This is a genomic window from Pseudomonas sp. RT6P73 (assembly GCF_054897715.1).
Genome location: NZ_JBUBUV010000002.1, coordinates 471,364 through 487,973, shown reverse-complemented (window position 1 = coordinate 487,973; position 16,610 = coordinate 471,364). Strand labels below are relative to the sequence as shown.

The window sequence follows — 16,610 nt, the reverse complement described above, 5'->3', positions numbered from 1 at the left end:
CGGTGGGTCAAGAACACCGCGCATTCAGGTTTTACGACTGCTTCGCAGCCGGACGCAGGCTTCGCCAGCTGCTACATATAGCGTGTCACAGTTGAAGTCACTGAGCGCTGGAACCAAAACGGGCCTGCATAAGCAGGCCCGTTTTCAGTGGGAAGGTAAAAATTAAATCAGGCTTCAGCCGTTTTGTGCAGCCTGTTCGTTCTCGAGAAACTCGTCTTCCAGCAGCGCATCGGCAGCGACTCGTTCGAACGGCACCACAGCGGCACGTGGTTTGCCCCGCAGTTTGCCGAACAGATGCTCAAGCGCGTGTTCAAGTTTTTCCGCCGCACCGTCGATGGCTTGCTCCAGGGTGTCGGCTTTATGGGTGACAGAAATCGGTTGGTGGCCTTTTGGCCGCGCTTCCAGCTGGCAGCGCATGTCATGGGGACCTGGCTTGTCGCCGTTCTCGTCCCGCAGATGAACCTCGACGCGTGTCAGGTCCTCTTCATAACGTTCAAGCGTGCTCTCAATGGTAGTACGTACCCACTCCTCCAGTCGGATGCTGCTTTGAATATGGTTATCGCTGTTGACTTGGATTTGCATAGTTCATCCCTTATTTCAGCTAGCTTGCGAGAGGCGCATCGGCTGGCCCTTGGGCGTCATCACCGTGACCTCTTACTTACACAATCGGTCTGCGCGCAGAACATTTCAACCCCTAAAAAAAGATAAATATGGATTCGCAAAAAAAGTCGGACAACGACAAAAAGCGCTGTTAAGGTCGGGAGTTGGGTCGACTCGCTTCTTTGTCACAAATGCTCACATCTGCCGCTCCGCCAGCGGGTGCAGACTCCGGAAAATCCCCGCCTCTTCTACCAGCCAGTCATGCACCGCCCGCACACCCGGATGGCTCAGCGCGCCGGGCGCATAAAGCAGCACGTAACGCTTGTGATTGGGCACCGCCAGGCCGAACGGCACGATCAACGTCCCCCGCTCCAGCTCATCGTTGAGCAACGTTCGCCGCGCGATCGCCACCCCCATGCCGGCAATCGCCGCTTCGATGGTCAGGTGATTGCGATTGAAGGTATGCCCGCGCCGCACGTCCGCGCCCTCGAAGCCAATGGCATTGAGGTAGAACTCCCATTCCGCGTACTCGTAACTGCCGCGCCAGGCGGTGATGTCGTGCAGCAGCGGAAAGTGAATCAGGCCCGCCGGACCGTGCAGCGGTGGTCGACCGCGCAGCAGGCTGGGGGCGCAGACCGGGAAGATCTGCTCGTCCAGCAGGGTTGTGGATAACAACCCGGGATAACTGCCGTCATTCAGGTCGATCGCCAGGTCGAAGTCACCCTCGTGCAGCGGCACGCTGCTGTCCTCAGCCACCAGGCGCAATTGAATGTCCGGAAAGCGCTGCTGCAATCGCGGCAGGCGCGGGGTCAGCCACTTGCTCAGGAACGAAGGAATTGAACGCACCCGCAGAATTCCGCTGATCATTCCCGCGTCCAGTCGTCGCAATTCCGCGTCGATGCTGCCGTAAGCCTCGTTCACCGTAATGGCCAGTCGCTGACCCTCGGCGCTCAATTCCACGCCGCGGGCACGGCGGTGGAAAAGTCGAAAACCCAACCGTTCTTCCAGTTGGCGGATTTGCTGACTGACCGCACCCGGCGTGATGTGCAGCTCTTCAGCGCAGCGGGTGAACGACAAGTGCCGCGCGGCACAGGAAAACACGTGCAGCCAGACGTACGTCTGGGCGTGCAATTGGCGACTCATTGTTTAGTCCTGCTAAAGGCTGTCTTAGGAAGTTTCGTTGGTCACGTAGGACCAACGTAGGCAGTATCGCCGACATTGCGCTTGTCCTACAAAAATGGCAGCGATTTCTCTTCCATTGCTTGTATAGGCTTTAGCATGGCTATCAGTGTTTTCGATCTCTTCAAAGTCGGCATCGGTCCGTCCAGTTCCCACACCGTCGGCCCGATGCGCGCCGCGGCGACCTTTGCCCAGGCACTGATTGACCAGGATTTGCTCGACGCCGTCCGTCGGGTCGAAATCCGCCTTTACGGTTCCCTCTCGGCCACCGGCGTCGGCCACGCCACCGATCGTGCCTGCGTCATGGGCCTGATGGGCGAATGGCCGGACAGCATCGATCCGACCACCATCGACAGCCGCATCCACACCCTGCGCGAAACCGGCGAACTGTCTCTGGCCAGCCAAAAGACCATCGCCTTCAACTGGCAACAGGATCTCCTGCTGCTCGACGAGAGCCTGCCTTACCATCCCAATGCCATGTCCCTGACAGCCTTCGGCGAAACCGGTGAACTGTCGGAGCAAACGTACTACTCGATTGGCGGCGGCTTCATCATCGAAGCGGCGGAAGCCGAGTCCGGCATCGCGCCGACCAGCGACGTGGTGTTGCCGTACGATTTTTCCAGTGCCGCCGAATTGCTCAAACTCTGCAACCAACACGGTCTGCGCGTTTCCGAGTTGATGATGGCCAACGAATTGGCCTGGCGCAGCGAAGCCGAGATCCGTCAGGGTCTGCTGCACATTTGGTCGGTGATGCGCGAGTGCGTCGAGCAAGGCATGCGTCACGAAGGCATCCTGCCGGGCGGTCTGAATGTTCCCCGTCGCGCAGCGAAATTGCACCGCAGCCTGTTGGAAATCGGCAAGCCGAATGTCATCACTTCCACCTTGTCGGCCATGGAGTGGGTCAACCTGTTTGCTCTCGCCGTGAACGAAGAAAACGCAGCGGGCGGCCGCATGGTGACGGCGCCGACCAACGGTGCGGCAGGGATCATTCCGGCGGTGCTGCACTACTACATGAAATTCAACCCGGACGCGTCGGACGATGACGTTGTCGCGTTCTTTTTGGGCGCGGCGGCTGTAGGAATACTCTGCAAGAAAAACGCGTCCATCTCCGGTGCCGAAGTCGGCTGTCAGGGTGAAGTCGGCTCGGCCTGCGCCATGGCCGCTGCCGGGCTGGCCGACATCCTCGGCGCCACGCCCGAGCAACTGGAAAACGCTGCCGAAATCGGCCTGGAACACAACCTCGGCCTGACCTGCGACCCGGTCGGCGGCCTGGTACAAGTGCCGTGCATCGAACGCAATGCGATTGCTGCCGTGAAGGCAATCAATGCCACGCAAATGGCCTTGCGCGGCGACGGCAAACACTTCATTTCCCTGGACCGGGTGATCCGCACCATGCGCGATACCGGCGCCGACATGCACGACAAATACAAAGAGACTTCACGGGGCGGCCTGGCAGTGAGCTGGGTGGAGTGCTGAGGAGCATTCCCTGACCGCCCGTAACCGTGAGCCCGAGCAAGAACAATAACGAGGCCAAACGATGACCGATGTACGTACACCTGCTGCCGATAATCCTGCTGTAGAACTCACACGCGACACAGCAACAGCCACCAAGGGCTGGAGCAAACACGACACCACCTGGATGCTCGGCCTCTACGGCACGGCGATTGGCGCCGGCACGCTGTTCCTGCCGATCAACGCCGGCGTGGGCGGTTTCTGGCCGCTGCTGATCCTGGCAGTACTGGCGTTTCCGATGACCTACTTTGCTCACCGGGGCCTGACCCGTTTCGTGCTGTCAGGTCGCTCCGGAGACATCACCGAAGTGGTGGAAGAACACTTCGGCGTTGGCGCCGGCAAGCTGATCACGCTGCTGTACTTCTTCGCGATCTTCCCGATTCTGCTGGTGTACAGCGTGGCGCTGACCAACACATTGAGCAGCTTCATGGAACATCAATTGCTCATCGCCCCGCCACCGCGAGCGATTCTGTCGTTGCTGTTGATCCTCGGCTTGATGGCGATCGTGCGGTGTGGCCAGGGTGTCATCGTCAAATGCATGAGCGTGCTGGTTTACCCGTTCGTCGCGGCGTTGCTGCTGCTCGGTGTCAGCCTGATCCCGAACTGGAACGGTGCGTTCTTCGCCACCGCCAGCGAAGGCATGCCTTTGCCGCTGTTCTTCAAAACCCTGTGGCTGGCAATCCCGGTCATGGTGTTCTCGTTCAACCATTCGCCGATCATTTCCGCCTTCGCCGTTGACCAGAAACAACGCTATGGCGAGCACGCCGAGCGCAAGAGCAGCGGCATTCTCGCCATCGCCCACGCGATGATGGTGGTGACGGTTATGTTCTTCTGCTTCAGCTGCGTGCTGGCCCTGTCCCCGGCCGATCTGGCGGCGGCGAAGGCACAGAACATCTCGATCCTGTCGTACCTGGCCAATCACTTCCAGACCCCGGTCATCGCGTATGCCGCGCCGCTGATTGCGCTGGTGGCGATCACCAAATCCTTCCTCGGCCATTACATCGGCGCCAGCGAAGGCTTTCAGGGCCTGATTGTGAAAAGCCTGCGTGGCCGTGGCCGAGTGATGTCGGCGAGCTGGCTGAACCGCCTCACCGCGCTGTTCATGATCCTCAGCTGCTGGGCCGTAGCGACCTTCAACCCGAGCATCCTCGGCATGATCGAAACCCTCGGCGGGCCGATCATTGCGTGTCTGCTGTTCCTGATGCCGATGTACGCCATCCGCCGCGTGCCGGCCTTGCGCCAGTACTCGGGCCAGGCGTCGAACGTGTTCGTGGTGTTGATCGGTTTGATTGCACTGTCAGCGATCATCTATTCATTCATGCCCTGAAACGGGCAGACCTGAAGCCGAATAGGTAAGCCGTAGCACGAACCTGTAGCAGCTGGCGCAGCCTGCGTTCGGCTGCGCAGCAGTCGTAAAACCTGAGCGCGCGGTCTTCCTGAAGCACCGCGCTGGCTGATCTCACGACTGCTTCGCAGCCGAACGCAGGCTGCGCCAGCTGCTACAGGGAGTGTGTTTCGCCTGAACTTTCTTGACTGCCTGCGCGCCTCTTTTCCGTCACGATCATTGTTCGACAGTTTTCCCGGCACGTCCCTTGCTACATCACCTGCGAGGCAAAAGGACTTTGAAAACCTCAGCGAGCGGCCTGCCGATGGTCTGGTAGTGCGAACCAACCCGATCATGGCCGGTCAACAACTGCACGTTCAATCAGGCGGTGACGCACCATGGACAACCCATTTCAGCTCATTACCGATGCCTTCGCAGCGGACTATCAGATCAACCTGAGCATTCAGGGTCTGGACGGCAGCATCATGCTGACCCTCTCCAACAGCGGCCACGTGGTTGCCAAGCGGATGATCAGCGCCGAACAGCGCAATGACCCCAAGCGTCTCAAACGCCTGGTACAAAGCATTCAGTTCGGCATCGCCATCGAACAGGGCCACAGCGCCATGACGATCCTCGAAGCGATGACCGATGGCGACAATCGCAACCCGCCTCCACCCCAAGTCAAAGGCAAGCCCCGCCCAACCATCGGGCTTTAAATTTCGCCCTTCTCCACTTCGGGATGTTCACCGGAACCCGCTCCGATCTTGCGTTGCGGGTTCTCGATCTTCACCGAAGGAAATTGCGACGAAGCGTAACGCACTACCAGAATCGCAAACGCCAGCAGCAGAATCCCGCCGCACAGGTAGATGATCCCGAGGTCCGGCGGATTGTGGTGCGAGACGTTGGAAATCAGCAGCCGCGTCAGCGCCGTGATCGCCACGTAGATCAGAAAGCGCACCGGCATGTGGTTGGTCTTGAAGTAAATCCCGACCATCGCCCCCAGTTCCAGGTAGATGAACAGCAGCAAGATGTCATCGATCTTGATGTCCCCTTCTTCGATCATCCCCAGAAATTCCATCACCGCCGCCCAGGCGGTCACTGCACCGATGGCGAACAGCGCCAGGTAATGGAAGGTCTCGACGAACAGGTTGCCCAGGGACTCGGCCAGTTGGTGCACGTTCTGCCGCAGGTTCTCGGCCCAGTTGATTTTCACGATGATTCTTCCTTAGCTCGGTTCGAGCGGATGATGCGGGTTTGACGTGACGGTTGTTCTGCATGCAGAAAAAAGGCCAGAGGCACCCTACACATGATGGCGAGGTGCTCTAAAACGCGCTCCGTGGCGTTTGGTCGCACCCTTCCCGGCCACCTCCAAACCTGTGGGAGCGAGCGTGCTCGCGATTGGAGTACCTCGGTCCACCTGACAAACCCTGATTTCGGTCTACATTGAAAAGCCACTACCCAAAGCGCAGGGATTCGCTTATCCTTTTCGCTGTATATAAATACAGTGGTCGAAACAGACAACTAATGTGAAGGCATGTGAGGTGGTGAATGGCCGTCGAAGTGGTATACCGCAGCAGCCGAGATCTGGAGCGCTTGTTCATGGATAAAGCCGAAGCTGACCGTCATGACAAAATGCTCGAACTGGCTGAATTGCTGGCTGAAGTGTTGCAAAAAGCCGTTCCGTCCCTGACCGAACAGCAAGTGGAAGAAGCCGGGATCTACATGGCGAAGAATCGCGATGTATTTGCCAAGGCATTCAAGAGCCAGCCGGATGCTTTGTCCGAACTGCTGAATGCGCCGCCTGAAGTGGTTGAAAAGGCTGAACCGGTAGAAGTGGCTGAAGCCGCTGAGCCGACCAAGCCAGCCAAAGCTGCCAAGACACCGAAGTAAGCAAGGCCCGAATTGAATAGGCCCTGAGTCGAATGGCTCAGGGCCTTTTTCATGTCGGGGGTAAGGTATGGCTCAGCGGTACAGCACTTTCTCCGCCAACTCGTCTGCCACCCGTGCAGGGGAACGTTTTTCCGCCTGGGCATGGGCGAAGACTTCGGTCAGCCGCGAGGCGATTTTCGACAGGTGTGCGGTGATGGTCGTGAGCTCTTCGCCACGGTGTTTGAGCGAAACGTAGATCAACCCGCCGGAATTGATCACGTAATCCGGCGCGTACAGAATGCCCCGCCGCTCCAGTTGATCGGCGACTTCCAGATGGGTCAGCTGATTGTTCGCCGAACCGGCCACCGCCGAGCAGCGCAGTTGCGTCACGCTGTGGCTGTTGAGCACGCCGCCCAGGCCGCAGGGCGCGAGAATGTCGCACGGCGTACTGAGCAGCGCGTCGTTGGCAATCGGGTGAGCGCCCAACTGCTCCATCGCCAGTTGCACCTTGCCGTGATCGATGTCGCTGACCAGCAGTTCGGCGCCAGCGGCGTGCAGCTGTTCGGCCAAGGCATAACCGACGTTGCCCAAACCCTGAATGGCCACTCGCAGGCCTTCGAGGTTATCGCTGCCCAGGCGAGCCATGGCGGTGGCACGAATGCCGGTGAACACGCCCATCGCTGCATGCGGTGCCGGGTCGCCCGCTGAAGTGGTGCTGGTGACGTGTTGGGTCTGTTGGGCGATGCAATCCATGTCCGCCACCGAAGTGCCGCTGTCGATCGCGGTGATGTAGCGACCGTCGAGCTGATTGATGCAGCGTCCGAAGGCTTCGAACAGCGCGGCGCGGTTTTCCACATGCACCGGTCGAACAATCACCGCCACCCCGCCGCCCTGGGCCAGGCCGGCCAGCGCCGCCTTGTAACTCATGCCCTGCGCCAGGCGAATGGCATCCTCGACGGCAGACTCGTCGCTGGGATAGGCAAGGTAACGACATCCCCCCAGGGCTGGCCCCAGACGGCTGTTATGGATGGCAATGACCGCCTTCAACCCGGTGACCGGGTCGACGCTCAGATGCAGCGATTCAAGGCGAGTGCTTTGCATGAGAGCGAACATCGTCGGGCTCCCGAATCACTTCTTGTAGTCGCCAGTATAGGCTTGCGCCCAAAATTTGCAGAAGCGCACCGGAATAAGCAGCGGCGCAATGCAGGCTTTCGGACATAACCTGAAACAGCATGTGTGCAGCACTGGACGAACGCCGCAGACGAGGCTAAAACGAGGCATTGCCCGGAGATTTCGATGACCCCGCGCCAGCGTTTTTTTGACTGCCTGCAACGATCACCGCCCGCGCTGTTCGAGGCGGCGCTGTGGATGGCGGCCGAGCACGACAAAGAGGTGGATCCCGAGAAGGTCCTGGCAGACTTCCGAGACCTGCAACAGCGGGTCAGTTATGGCTTGCCGATGCTGCCGGTGAGCGAATTGGCCCAGCCGCTTTTGCGGCGGATGAATGACCTGGGGTTCGCCCAGGACGACTTCACGCCGCTGCGTCCGCAAGTGGCACTGCTCAATAAGGTGTTGGAGCTCAGGCGCGGTCAGCCGCTGTCCTTGGGGCTGATAGCGCTGGAATTGGCCAAACGCCTGGAAATCCCCATGGTCGGGGTCAATTTCCCCGGGCATTTCCTGCTGCGTGTGCCGGGCGCCGATCATCTGCTGGACCCGTGCGGCGGGCGCCGCTTGTACCCCAACGATTGCCGTGAATTGCTGCAGCGCCAGTACGGCCCGAACATGCAACTGAACGCCGAGCATATGCTGACCGCCGAGCCGGCGCAGATGCTGCAACGGCTGTCACGCAACCTGCGTCAGCTGCACCTTTCCCACGATGACTACATCGGCGCCCTGATCGACGCCGAACGCGTGCTGGAACTGGGCAACGCCAACGCCGCCGATTACCTGGCACGGGCCAGCCTCTATCAACGGCTGGACTGCCCGAATGCCGAGCGGTTCGACCTGGAGCATGCGCTGCTGCTCAGCGACGACCCGATCCAGCGGATTCGCCTGACTGAACGCCTGGGGCACCTACCACCCAATTCCATCGTCCATTGACCACAACTCCTTGTGGGAGCGGCGGTGCGGCGATCCGACTTGCCCGCGATGAGGGTGTGCCAGTCGACATTCATGCAGCTGACACGCCGCCATCGCGGGCAAGCCCGCTCCCACAGGGGTGGCGGTGTCAGGCCTCAGGTGTGTCTGGCTGATTGGCCGGGTGGGCCTTGATGAAGGCGGGATGCGTGGCGGCCAACGCCGCTATCCGGAGAATCCGTGGATACGGCTCAAGCGAAATGTTGAACCGCTCGGCTGCGTACAGTTGGGGTACCAGATAGACGTCCGCCAAGCCTGGCGCCGGCCCAAAGCAATAACCCTCATCCCCAATCAACTGTTCAACCGTCGCCAGCCCCTGGCTGATCCAGTGACCGATCCACTCCGCCACTTGCGGCTCATCGTGACCCAATTGCCGCAGCTTGTTGAGCACGCTGACGTTGTGCAGCGGATGCACGTCGCAGCCAATCACTGCCGCGACTCCACGCTCGTGAGCGCGCGCGGCCAAGTCTTTGGACAGCAGCGGCACCTGTGGATAACGCTCCTCCAGGTACTCGATGATCGCCGGTGACTGAATCAGCAGCTCGCCTTCATCGGTGCGCAAGGCCGGCACCCGGCCTTGCGGGTTGATGGCCAGATACGGCGCTTGCCGATGCTCGCCACCTTGCGGCGCAATCAGGTTGACCGGCAGCGCCTGGTAATTCAGGCCCTTCAGTGCCAACGCGATGCGCACCCGGTAAGAGGACGTCGAACGGTAGTAGGTATAGAGTTCCATAACCCGATCCTCTTAGCGCGCCGCGATCACTTTGCCACGGCATTCGCCGAAACCGATGGAGGCAAAACCGTCGCGGCTGCAACGGGCGCGCAGGATGATCTCGTCGCCGTCTTCGAGGAATTTGCGCACCTCGCCCGACGCCAGCTCAATCGGCTTTTTCCCGCCCTCGGTGATTTCCAGCAAACTGCCGAACTGACCGTTTTCCGGCCCCGACAAGGTGCCCGAACCGAACAGGTCACCGGCCTGCAATTGGCAGCCGTTGACGCTGTGGTGTGCGACCATTTGCGCCACGGTCCAGTACATGTGTTTGGTGTTGCTGAGGGTCAGGCGATGGGCCGGCAGTTTTTGCTCGCGCAGACCTTCGGTAAGCAACAGCACTTCCAGCTCGATATCGAATGCGCCAGCGGCTTGATCACGCTTGTCGGACAGGTACGGCAACGGCTGCGGGTCGCCTTCCGGGCGCGCCGGTTGAGCAAGACGGAACGGCTCCAGCGCCTCCGCGGTCACGACCCAAGGCGAGATGCTGGTGATAAAACTTTTCGACAGGAACGGCCCCAGCGGCTGGTATTCCCAGGCTTGGATATCGCGCGCCGACCAGTCGTTGAGCAGGCAGAAACCGGCGATATGGTCGGCTGCGTCGCCAATGGCGATCGAGTCGCCCATCTCGTTGCCCTGACCTATCCAGATGCCCAGTTCCAGTTCGTAATCCAGACGTGCGCACGGGCCAAACGTCGGTTCGGTCTGGCCGGCCGGCAAGGTCTGGCCTTTCGGACGGCGAACGGCGGTGCCGGACGGGCGAATGGTCGAGGCACGGCCGTGGTAGCCGATCGGCACGTATTTGTAGTTCGGCAGCAATGGGTTGTCTGGACGGAACAATTTGCCGACGTTTTGCGCGTGCTCGATGCCGACGTAGAAGTCGGTGTAATCGTTGATTTTCGCAGGCAGATGCATTTCGCAAGTCGCCGCCAGTGGCAGCAGTTTTGCGCCTTGGGCTTCGATCTTGCCGTGCAGGGTGCTGCCTTCAGCGAACAGTTCCAGCAGACGTTCGCGCAGTGCAACGCGAGCCTCACGGCCCAATTCGAAAAACGCATTCAGCTGACCGCCACGGGTGGCTTCTACTGCGGTTTTTGCGACGCCGTCGAACAAGCCTGCGTCCAGTGCGGCTTGCAGATCAAAAATGTGTTCGCCGATGGCCACACCGCTGCGCGGTGCCGAGCCGTTGACGCTGAACACGCCCAGCGGCAGGTTTTGCAGTGGGAAATCAGCATGGCCGTTGGCGGAAGAAACCCAGCTGCGAGTGATGGAAGTCTGAGTCATGGGTTATCTCCGGGTCGGGTCGAAAGTGGCGGGCAGCGTGGCCCAGCAGGCATCGTAATTGTTTTGCAGTTGCGGGCAATCCAGGGCGAAAAGGCTCGGACGCAGCACCTGGCTGGTCTCGAACATGAAGGCCATGGTGTTGTCGATTTTCGCTGGCGCGAGTTCGGCGTTGATTGCCTTGGTGCAGGTTTCACCGTCCGGGCCATGAGCGCTCATGCAGCTGTGCAACGACGCACCACCGGGCACGAAGCCTTCGGCCTTGGCGTCGTATTCGCCTTTGATCAGGCCCATGAATTCGTTCATCAGGTTGCGGTGAAACCACGGCGGACGGAAGGTTTTCTCGGCCACCATCCAGCGCGGCGGGAAGATCACGAAGTCCAGATTGGCCAGACCGTGGACGCTGGTCGGCGACGTCAGGACGGTGAAAATCGACGGATCCGGGTGATCGAAACTGACCGTGCCGATGGTGTTGAAACGGCGCAGGTCATATTTGTACGGCACGTTATTGCCGTGCCAGGCGACCACGTTCAGCGGCGAATGATCGAGCTCACAACCCCACAACTGGCCGAGGAATTTCTGCACCAGGGTGGTCGGTTGCTTGAGGTTTTCGTAATGCGCGACGGGCGTCAGGAAATCCCGGGCATTGGCCAGACCGTTGCTGCCGATCGGCCCCAGGTCCGGCAGGCGCAGCGGTGCGCCGTGGTTTTCGGCAATGTAACCGCGCGCTTGCGGGTCGAGCAATTCGACGCGAAATTTCAGACCGCGCGGCAGCACGGCGATTTCCAGCGGCTCCAGTTCCAGCACGCCCAATTCGGTGGCGATGCGCAGGCGACCCTGCTCGGGTACCAGCAACATTTCACCGTCGGCATTGAAGAACACGCGCTCCATGGAGCGGTTGGCGCGGTAGCTGTAAATGCTGATCCCGGCCGGTTTGTCTGCGCCCGAGTTGGCGGCCATGCTCACTAGCCCATCGATGAAATCGGTCGGCTCGGTCGGGATGTCCAACGGGTTCCAGCGCAGGCGGTTGGGGGTCACTTCACCCAACGGACCACCGGCCAGTTGTCGATCCAGTTTGACGAACGCCGGGTGATTGGCCGACGGCTGAATCCGGTACATCCAGGTGCGCCGCGCTTCACTGCGGGCCATGGTGAATGCGGTGCCGGAGAACAGTTCGGTGTAGAGGCCGTAAGGGGCTTTTTGCGGGGAGTTCTGGCCGACGGGCAGTGCGCCGGGCAACGCTTCGCTGCTGAATTCGTTGCCGAAGCCTGACTGATAAGCCAGCGCTGGCGCCGTTGAATCGAGGTTCATGGAGCCTCCTGAACAGGGAGTAGGCAATGGCCTGTCGCTCTGCTGCAGAGGTCTCGGCACGCCTGGGTTATTTTTGTCGTAATTCAATTACGCATAACGTAATTTGATTGGTATTGACCGTCAAGCTATAAAGACGCCCATTCGTCCCGGGATCAAACCGCCTCATGGAAACGCCGCGCAACAACGACAAACAGAAAGTCCGCTCGGCCGAGGTCGGCACTGACATCCTCAAAGCGCTGGCCGAGTTGTCGCCCTCGACTTCGTTGTCGCGCCTGGCCGAACACGTGCAGATGCCGGCGAGCAAGGTTCATCGTTATTTGCAGGCGCTGATCGCCAGCGGTTTCGCCGAGCAAAACGCTGCGACCAACCACTACGGCCTCGGCCGCGAAGCCTTGCGCGTCGGCCTCGCCGCACTCAACAGTATGGACGTGCTGAAAGTCGCCGCCCTGCCCTTGGCCGAGTTGCGCGATGAACTGAACGAAACCTGCTTTCTGGCGGTGTGGGGCAATCATGGCGCGACCGTGGTCCATATCGAGCCGGCCGTACGCGCGGTGACGGTGGTGACGCAGTTGGGCTCGGTGTTGCCGTTGCTTAGCTCTTCGACTGGCCTGGTGTTTGGCGCATTTCTACCGAAGCGTGAAACCGTGGACTTGCGCGATCAGGAACTGCAAAACGCCACCGACCACGTCTTGGCGAACGATCAAACCTATATGGCTTTGTGCGAACAGATCCGCGAACGCGGCCTGCATCATGTGCATGGGTTGTTGATGCCTGGAGTGGACGCCTTGTCGGCACCGGTGTTCAACGCCGTGGGGAATGTCGCGGCGGTCTTGACCATTGTCGGCCCGACCTCGTTATTTCACGCCGACGAAAACGGCCCGGCGGCGCAGCGATTGCTGGCGGCGACGCGGGCCGTGAGTTGGCGGATGGGGTATGAGACTTCTTCGAAGTCTCAAGACCGGAACTGATCAGCTCCGATCATTCATCCGCTATGGATGACGTTTTGATGTGGACCCGACCTTCAACCGACCACGCGGGTCGAGCTCACAGGAGTCCAGTGCGGCACAGCCACCGCTGTGACATAACTGATTCCAACCGGAACGCCCGTAACGGCCGAGAGCACGTCGGACAGATCCCTGATTGAAGACAACAGGCCAAATGCAGAAGCTGCCGATCCTACCGCTGCAACTTTACCCAGGTACATGACGATTGCCCCACGCCATGCGCTGGCAAAATGTGCATTGGCGCCTGCAGAATCACCTTGGCTGGAGGCAATAATGCCTTGCACGATCGAGTGACTGATCTTCAACACGCTGACAGCGAAACCCACTGGTGGAACAAAGATCGAAACTACATCCAATGCCACTTCGAGAAGGATCTTTGTTTCCTGCCAAAACGATTCGGCTGGAGTGGTAGTCAAGACATCCAGATCATCAAGAGAGCGACCGATCATGCTTTCGTATTCGGCCTTGAAGTTATAGACCGGATGCGCTCCGCCCAAATTGGGTATGGGCAGCGATCCTCGGGGATCGCGGGACTTGCTGATGTATTTGCCAATCCTGTCCTGCCCACGCAACCCGGCCAGATTCCGAAGATGCTCGCCCAAAAGACGATCATTCTCGATAGCCTTGGATAAATCACCGACCCAGACAAAAGCGTTACCACCAGGCGAATTCGGGATATAGGCATACTTCACATGACGCTCACCAAAAACATATCCCCCCGCTATCCGCGCACCTTCAAGCCAGAATTCGTAAACGCCCTCGCCAGGCTCACTGCCGGGTGAAATACCGGGTGGAGTCATTGTGTCTCGATCCAGCCCCTTGATCGACTGTACCAGCCATTCATACTGCAGCTGCGGCAAACTGCCATTGAGCTTTTGCGTCAGCGCCGCCCTGAACATCTCATTCTTTTTCAGCTCACGGTAAAGGTTTACCCTCAGATCATCCGGGTACCATAGAAATTGTGATTTCAGATAATGGCTGTAATGTTCCCCGGGCATCAGGTCCACAAGTTTATTGAGTGTATTGGACGTCAGCTCAGTCATGGGCTTGCCTGTATCCTTCCACCAAAACTCAGAGACTCTGATGTTGTCTCTGTACGTATTGGAACCAGGCACGAGAATCTTCTCGAACACACTGTTATCGCTGCGCCACAAATGCCAGTTGATAAATAGCTGTGTCAGCGTCATTGCGCCTTTATGAAATTTCACCATGACCTGATCTGGATCGATCCTGCGATCGCCAGTGCGGCCAAGGGATTCATTCAACCGGCTCATGACCAAGTCATGAGCAAACTTCTGAAAACCCTCTATATGAAGTTTTTCTTTTGACGCGTCATAAATTGCCTTGAAGTCCGTATTCAAGCGATTGAACAGGTGACGATCAGCCACAGGGGCGTTTCGGTACCAGTTTGGCGTTACGACCTTTTCTTCGGCCTCTTCCCAGGCCAAGAGGCTTTGAATACTTCCCTTTAGCCCATCGCTATCGGCCCAGGCGACAAGATTAACCTGGTCCCACCACGCTCTGCCCTGGATCCTCTCCGTCGGCTCCCCACGTGGCCACTCCTTGCGGAATACTTCATGTTCCAGGTTATGTCGATCACTATCATGGACTTGGCTTTGAAGATAAGCGCGCCCCTTTTCTTCAAGTGCCCACAGTCCGATAGTCCGTTGCAGACTGTCCAGATCGGAGAACTCGTACCAGTCTTTATCCATCGCAGAGCCTGGTGCATAGAGCACATATGCTTTGCGATTCATCTCTCCCCCTTTTCTCCGGTAGACGATGAGATCCTTCAAAGGCTTGAAGTTATAGAAAGACCTCAACGCAATACCGGACGCCTCAATAGAAGGGTCGCCAAAGTTATAACGCTGGACAATATCCTGCGCCGTCGAGGTGATGTGCTTTTGCAAAATGGCACTGAACAGCGTCATTGCCGTCTTGCGCCCCAACACTTCCCGCATCGCTTCCTTGACGTTCTGCTGGCCATACACTCGCTGCCGTGCCGGTCCATAGGCCAGACGCAGCTCCAGCGTTTCGATGGCCCGCGCGATGTTTTCAGGCGTCAACCTGGCGATGCCATAGTTTTTGTCCAGCGTAATTGTGTAACGTCCCGCCCGATCATGCACCCCATACATGAAAGCCTGAGTCAGCGTTTTCCGCTCGCTGAGTTCTATCCGTTTGCCATCCGCCATCCGGACCGAGTGATTAATATTCACGAACACGGTGTCAGGATTGATTCGTTCGTCGGTTCCCGGCGAGATGAAATCCTCTACAGCTTGTCGGGCATAGGCTGCAAGGCTCGCCACGTCCTTCGTCAATTCATGAAGCTGAATCTGGCTTTCAAGCAGGTTCTTCTCCAGACCGACATAAAGCTCCTGATTCGTGACATAGGCTTTTTTAAACCACTCGGGCCGGGCATTCTTCTGCATGGCCTTGATCAAGAACACGTTTCGCGCATTTTCAGAACGTACGAGCGTAGCCATGGACAGAACGGTATCCAGCGGCACCCACGCTGCCTCGGTATGCGCACCAGCTGACTGTAACTTTCGTACTTGATAAATGAAGTCACGACTTTGCATTGCAAGCAGGCCGTCATTGCAATGCTCAAACAGATCTTCCAGGATTCTCGCGTAACGAATCGCTGGAGCACTCGATATCAGCGCTCGTTCCTCCTCCGGTAGAACCTGCAAAAACTCTGTACGGGTCGACGCATTGGACATGCGTTGTTGCAACGCTTGGTGAAGTGCACTCGCGGTGCTGAATTTCTCTATCCCACCGAACGGTGAATAAAGAACAACCTCCTGACTGCCTGCTGGATTCAGTTCGTTTCCGACAGCACCGGAAAGAGAAATGACAAACGTGGAAGCCAGCGTGGAAAAACCTCCCTGTTGTTTTTCAACAGATACGGCATAGCAGGAACTTGGCAGCCCCGAACCGATTAAACCATTAATTGTCGCGACGTTTCCTTTGGGTATCAGGTTCTCGTTGGCAGCCATATCCAGCTCACGCCAAAAAAGTTTGGCCTGGAGAGTGCGCAACGCTTGTTTAGGCGACGGTAACGAACGACCTCGACTATCAACCACGGAGGAGTCATCCCAATACCTGCTTAGTGTGAAACTGCATTTTTCAGGTAGTTTTTGCATCAGTTCGACAATCACATTGCCGACTTTTGTCACGTCCAGATATTTGAGTCTGAAATTTTCATTATCCACGCCAGCAAGCTCATACATGCCGTATTTATCAGCAGTGTATTTGGGTGGATTGCCACGCTTAAAGCATTCAAAAAAAACATCCAACATATTACCGACGGGCTCGGAGGAGGATGGCCTTGCACCCGTCAGAATGTTAACAAAACGGCGTTCTAAAGAGGCGTTCGGGTCTAGCTTCCGCCACTCATCTAGCAGACAACGGTATAGGATTGCCTTGAACTGAGGAATGTCATGGAGTGCTTCCAGCAAATGGGTCCGAGCGTCACGCACATGTTCCAGGGTTGTATTTTTTTCCAATTCGTTTTGCATTTCCAATCTCGATTAGTTTGATCACAACAAACGACATGTCGCTGCCGATTAACTTGAGATCAAACTAAAACAGATAGCTTTGCCATTAAACACTCAAAACATTTTTCAATTGT

At 58.1% G+C, this 16,610-nt stretch carries 13 protein-coding genes and 1 pseudogene; 6 read left to right on the top strand and 8 right to left on the bottom strand.

What is annotated here, in order from left to right; genetic code table 11:
- Nucleotides 1-174: 174 nt before the first annotated feature.
- Both ACYZT6_RS02420 and ACYZT6_RS02415 read right to left on the bottom strand, forming a co-directional pair.
- On the bottom strand, nt 175-582 hold the full coding sequence (locus ACYZT6_RS02420; RefSeq protein ID WP_054049780.1) for an HPF/RaiA family ribosome-associated protein: 408 nt from the start codon (nt 580-582) through the stop codon (nt 175-177).
- 213 nt (nt 583-795) lie between these two features.
- Complete coding sequence (locus ACYZT6_RS02415; RefSeq protein ID WP_462025560.1) at nt 796-1,743, bottom strand: LysR substrate-binding domain-containing protein; 948 nt, start codon at nt 1,741-1,743, stop codon at nt 796-798.
- Between the two features lie 135 nt (nt 1,744-1,878).
- Here ACYZT6_RS02415 and ACYZT6_RS02410 point away from each other — a divergent pair, with 135 nt between their 5' ends.
- The 3 genes from ACYZT6_RS02410 (at nt 1,879) to ACYZT6_RS02400 (ending at nt 5,331) form a co-directional block, all read left to right on the top strand.
- Nucleotides 1,879-3,255: an L-serine ammonia-lyase gene (locus tag ACYZT6_RS02410; RefSeq protein WP_462025559.1), complete on the top strand. Its 1,377-nt coding sequence runs from the start codon at nt 1,879-1,881 to the stop codon at nt 3,253-3,255.
- A gap of 61 nt (nt 3,256-3,316) precedes the next feature.
- Nucleotides 3,317-4,618, top strand: coding sequence for a serine/threonine transporter (locus ACYZT6_RS02405; RefSeq protein WP_462025558.1), 1,302 nt, complete (start codon nt 3,317-3,319; stop codon nt 4,616-4,618).
- A gap of 395 nt (nt 4,619-5,013) precedes the next feature.
- Nucleotides 5,014-5,331, top strand: coding sequence for a DUF3509 domain-containing protein (locus ACYZT6_RS02400; RefSeq protein ID WP_462025557.1), 318 nt, complete (start codon nt 5,014-5,016; stop codon nt 5,329-5,331).
- On the opposite strand, the gene ACYZT6_RS02395 is transcribed toward ACYZT6_RS02400, so the two are convergent.
- Nucleotides 5,328-5,828 carry a phosphate-starvation-inducible protein PsiE gene (locus ACYZT6_RS02395; RefSeq protein ID WP_131061150.1) on the bottom strand — a complete coding sequence of 167 codons (501 nt, stop codon included), beginning with the start codon at nt 5,826-5,828 and terminating at the stop codon, nt 5,328-5,330. The genes ACYZT6_RS02400 and ACYZT6_RS02395 overlap by 4 nt on opposite strands.
- Nucleotides 5,829-6,163: 335 nt before the next feature.
- Between ACYZT6_RS02395 and ACYZT6_RS02390 the strand changes: the two are divergent.
- A pseudogene (locus ACYZT6_RS02390) lies at nt 6,164-6,403 on the top strand (YebG family protein); the annotation flags it as partial.
- A 174-nt stretch (nt 6,404-6,577) separates the two neighbouring features.
- Here ACYZT6_RS02390 and ACYZT6_RS02385 read toward each other — a convergent pair.
- Nucleotides 6,578-7,597 carry a Glu/Leu/Phe/Val dehydrogenase family protein gene (locus ACYZT6_RS02385; RefSeq protein WP_219095759.1) on the bottom strand — a complete coding sequence of 340 codons (1,020 nt, stop codon included), beginning with the start codon at nt 7,595-7,597 and terminating at the stop codon, nt 6,578-6,580.
- Nucleotides 7,598-7,780: 183 nt separating this feature from the next.
- Between ACYZT6_RS02385 and ACYZT6_RS02380 the strand changes: the two genes are divergently transcribed.
- Complete coding sequence (locus tag ACYZT6_RS02380; protein ID WP_462025556.1) at nt 7,781-8,584, top strand: SirB1 family protein; 804 nt, start codon at nt 7,781-7,783, stop codon at nt 8,582-8,584.
- Nucleotides 8,585-8,711: 127 nt separating this feature from the next.
- On the opposite strand, the gene maiA is transcribed toward ACYZT6_RS02380, so the two are convergent.
- From maiA to hmgA, 3 genes are read right to left on the bottom strand one after another with little or no spacing between them, the layout of a single operon-like run.
- Nucleotides 8,712-9,353 carry a maleylacetoacetate isomerase gene (maiA, locus tag ACYZT6_RS02375; protein WP_462025555.1) on the bottom strand — a complete coding sequence of 214 codons (642 nt, stop codon included), beginning with the start codon at nt 9,351-9,353 and terminating at the stop codon, nt 8,712-8,714.
- 12 nt (nt 9,354-9,365) lie between these two features.
- Nucleotides 9,366-10,670 carry a fumarylacetoacetase gene (gene fahA / locus ACYZT6_RS02370; RefSeq protein ID WP_462025554.1) on the bottom strand — a complete coding sequence of 435 codons (1,305 nt, stop codon included), beginning with the start codon at nt 10,668-10,670 and terminating at the stop codon, nt 9,366-9,368.
- Nucleotides 10,671-10,673: 3 nt separating this feature from the next.
- On the bottom strand, nt 10,674-11,978 hold the full coding sequence (gene hmgA / locus ACYZT6_RS02365) for a homogentisate 1,2-dioxygenase (protein WP_462025553.1): 1,305 nt from the start codon (nt 11,976-11,978) through the stop codon (nt 10,674-10,676).
- Nucleotides 11,979-12,142: 164 nt separating this feature from the next.
- Between hmgA and ACYZT6_RS02360 the strand changes: the two genes are divergently transcribed.
- On the top strand, nt 12,143-12,946 hold the full coding sequence (locus tag ACYZT6_RS02360; protein WP_462025552.1) for an IclR family transcriptional regulator: 804 nt from the start codon (nt 12,143-12,145) through the stop codon (nt 12,944-12,946).
- Between the two features lie 53 nt (nt 12,947-12,999).
- Here ACYZT6_RS02360 and ACYZT6_RS02355 read toward each other — a convergent pair whose 3' ends face one another.
- Nucleotides 13,000-16,497 carry a dermonecrotic toxin domain-containing protein gene (locus tag ACYZT6_RS02355; protein ID WP_462025551.1) on the bottom strand — a complete coding sequence of 1,166 codons (3,498 nt, stop codon included), beginning with the start codon at nt 16,495-16,497 and terminating at the stop codon, nt 13,000-13,002.
- Nucleotides 16,498-16,610 lie beyond the last annotated feature (113 nt).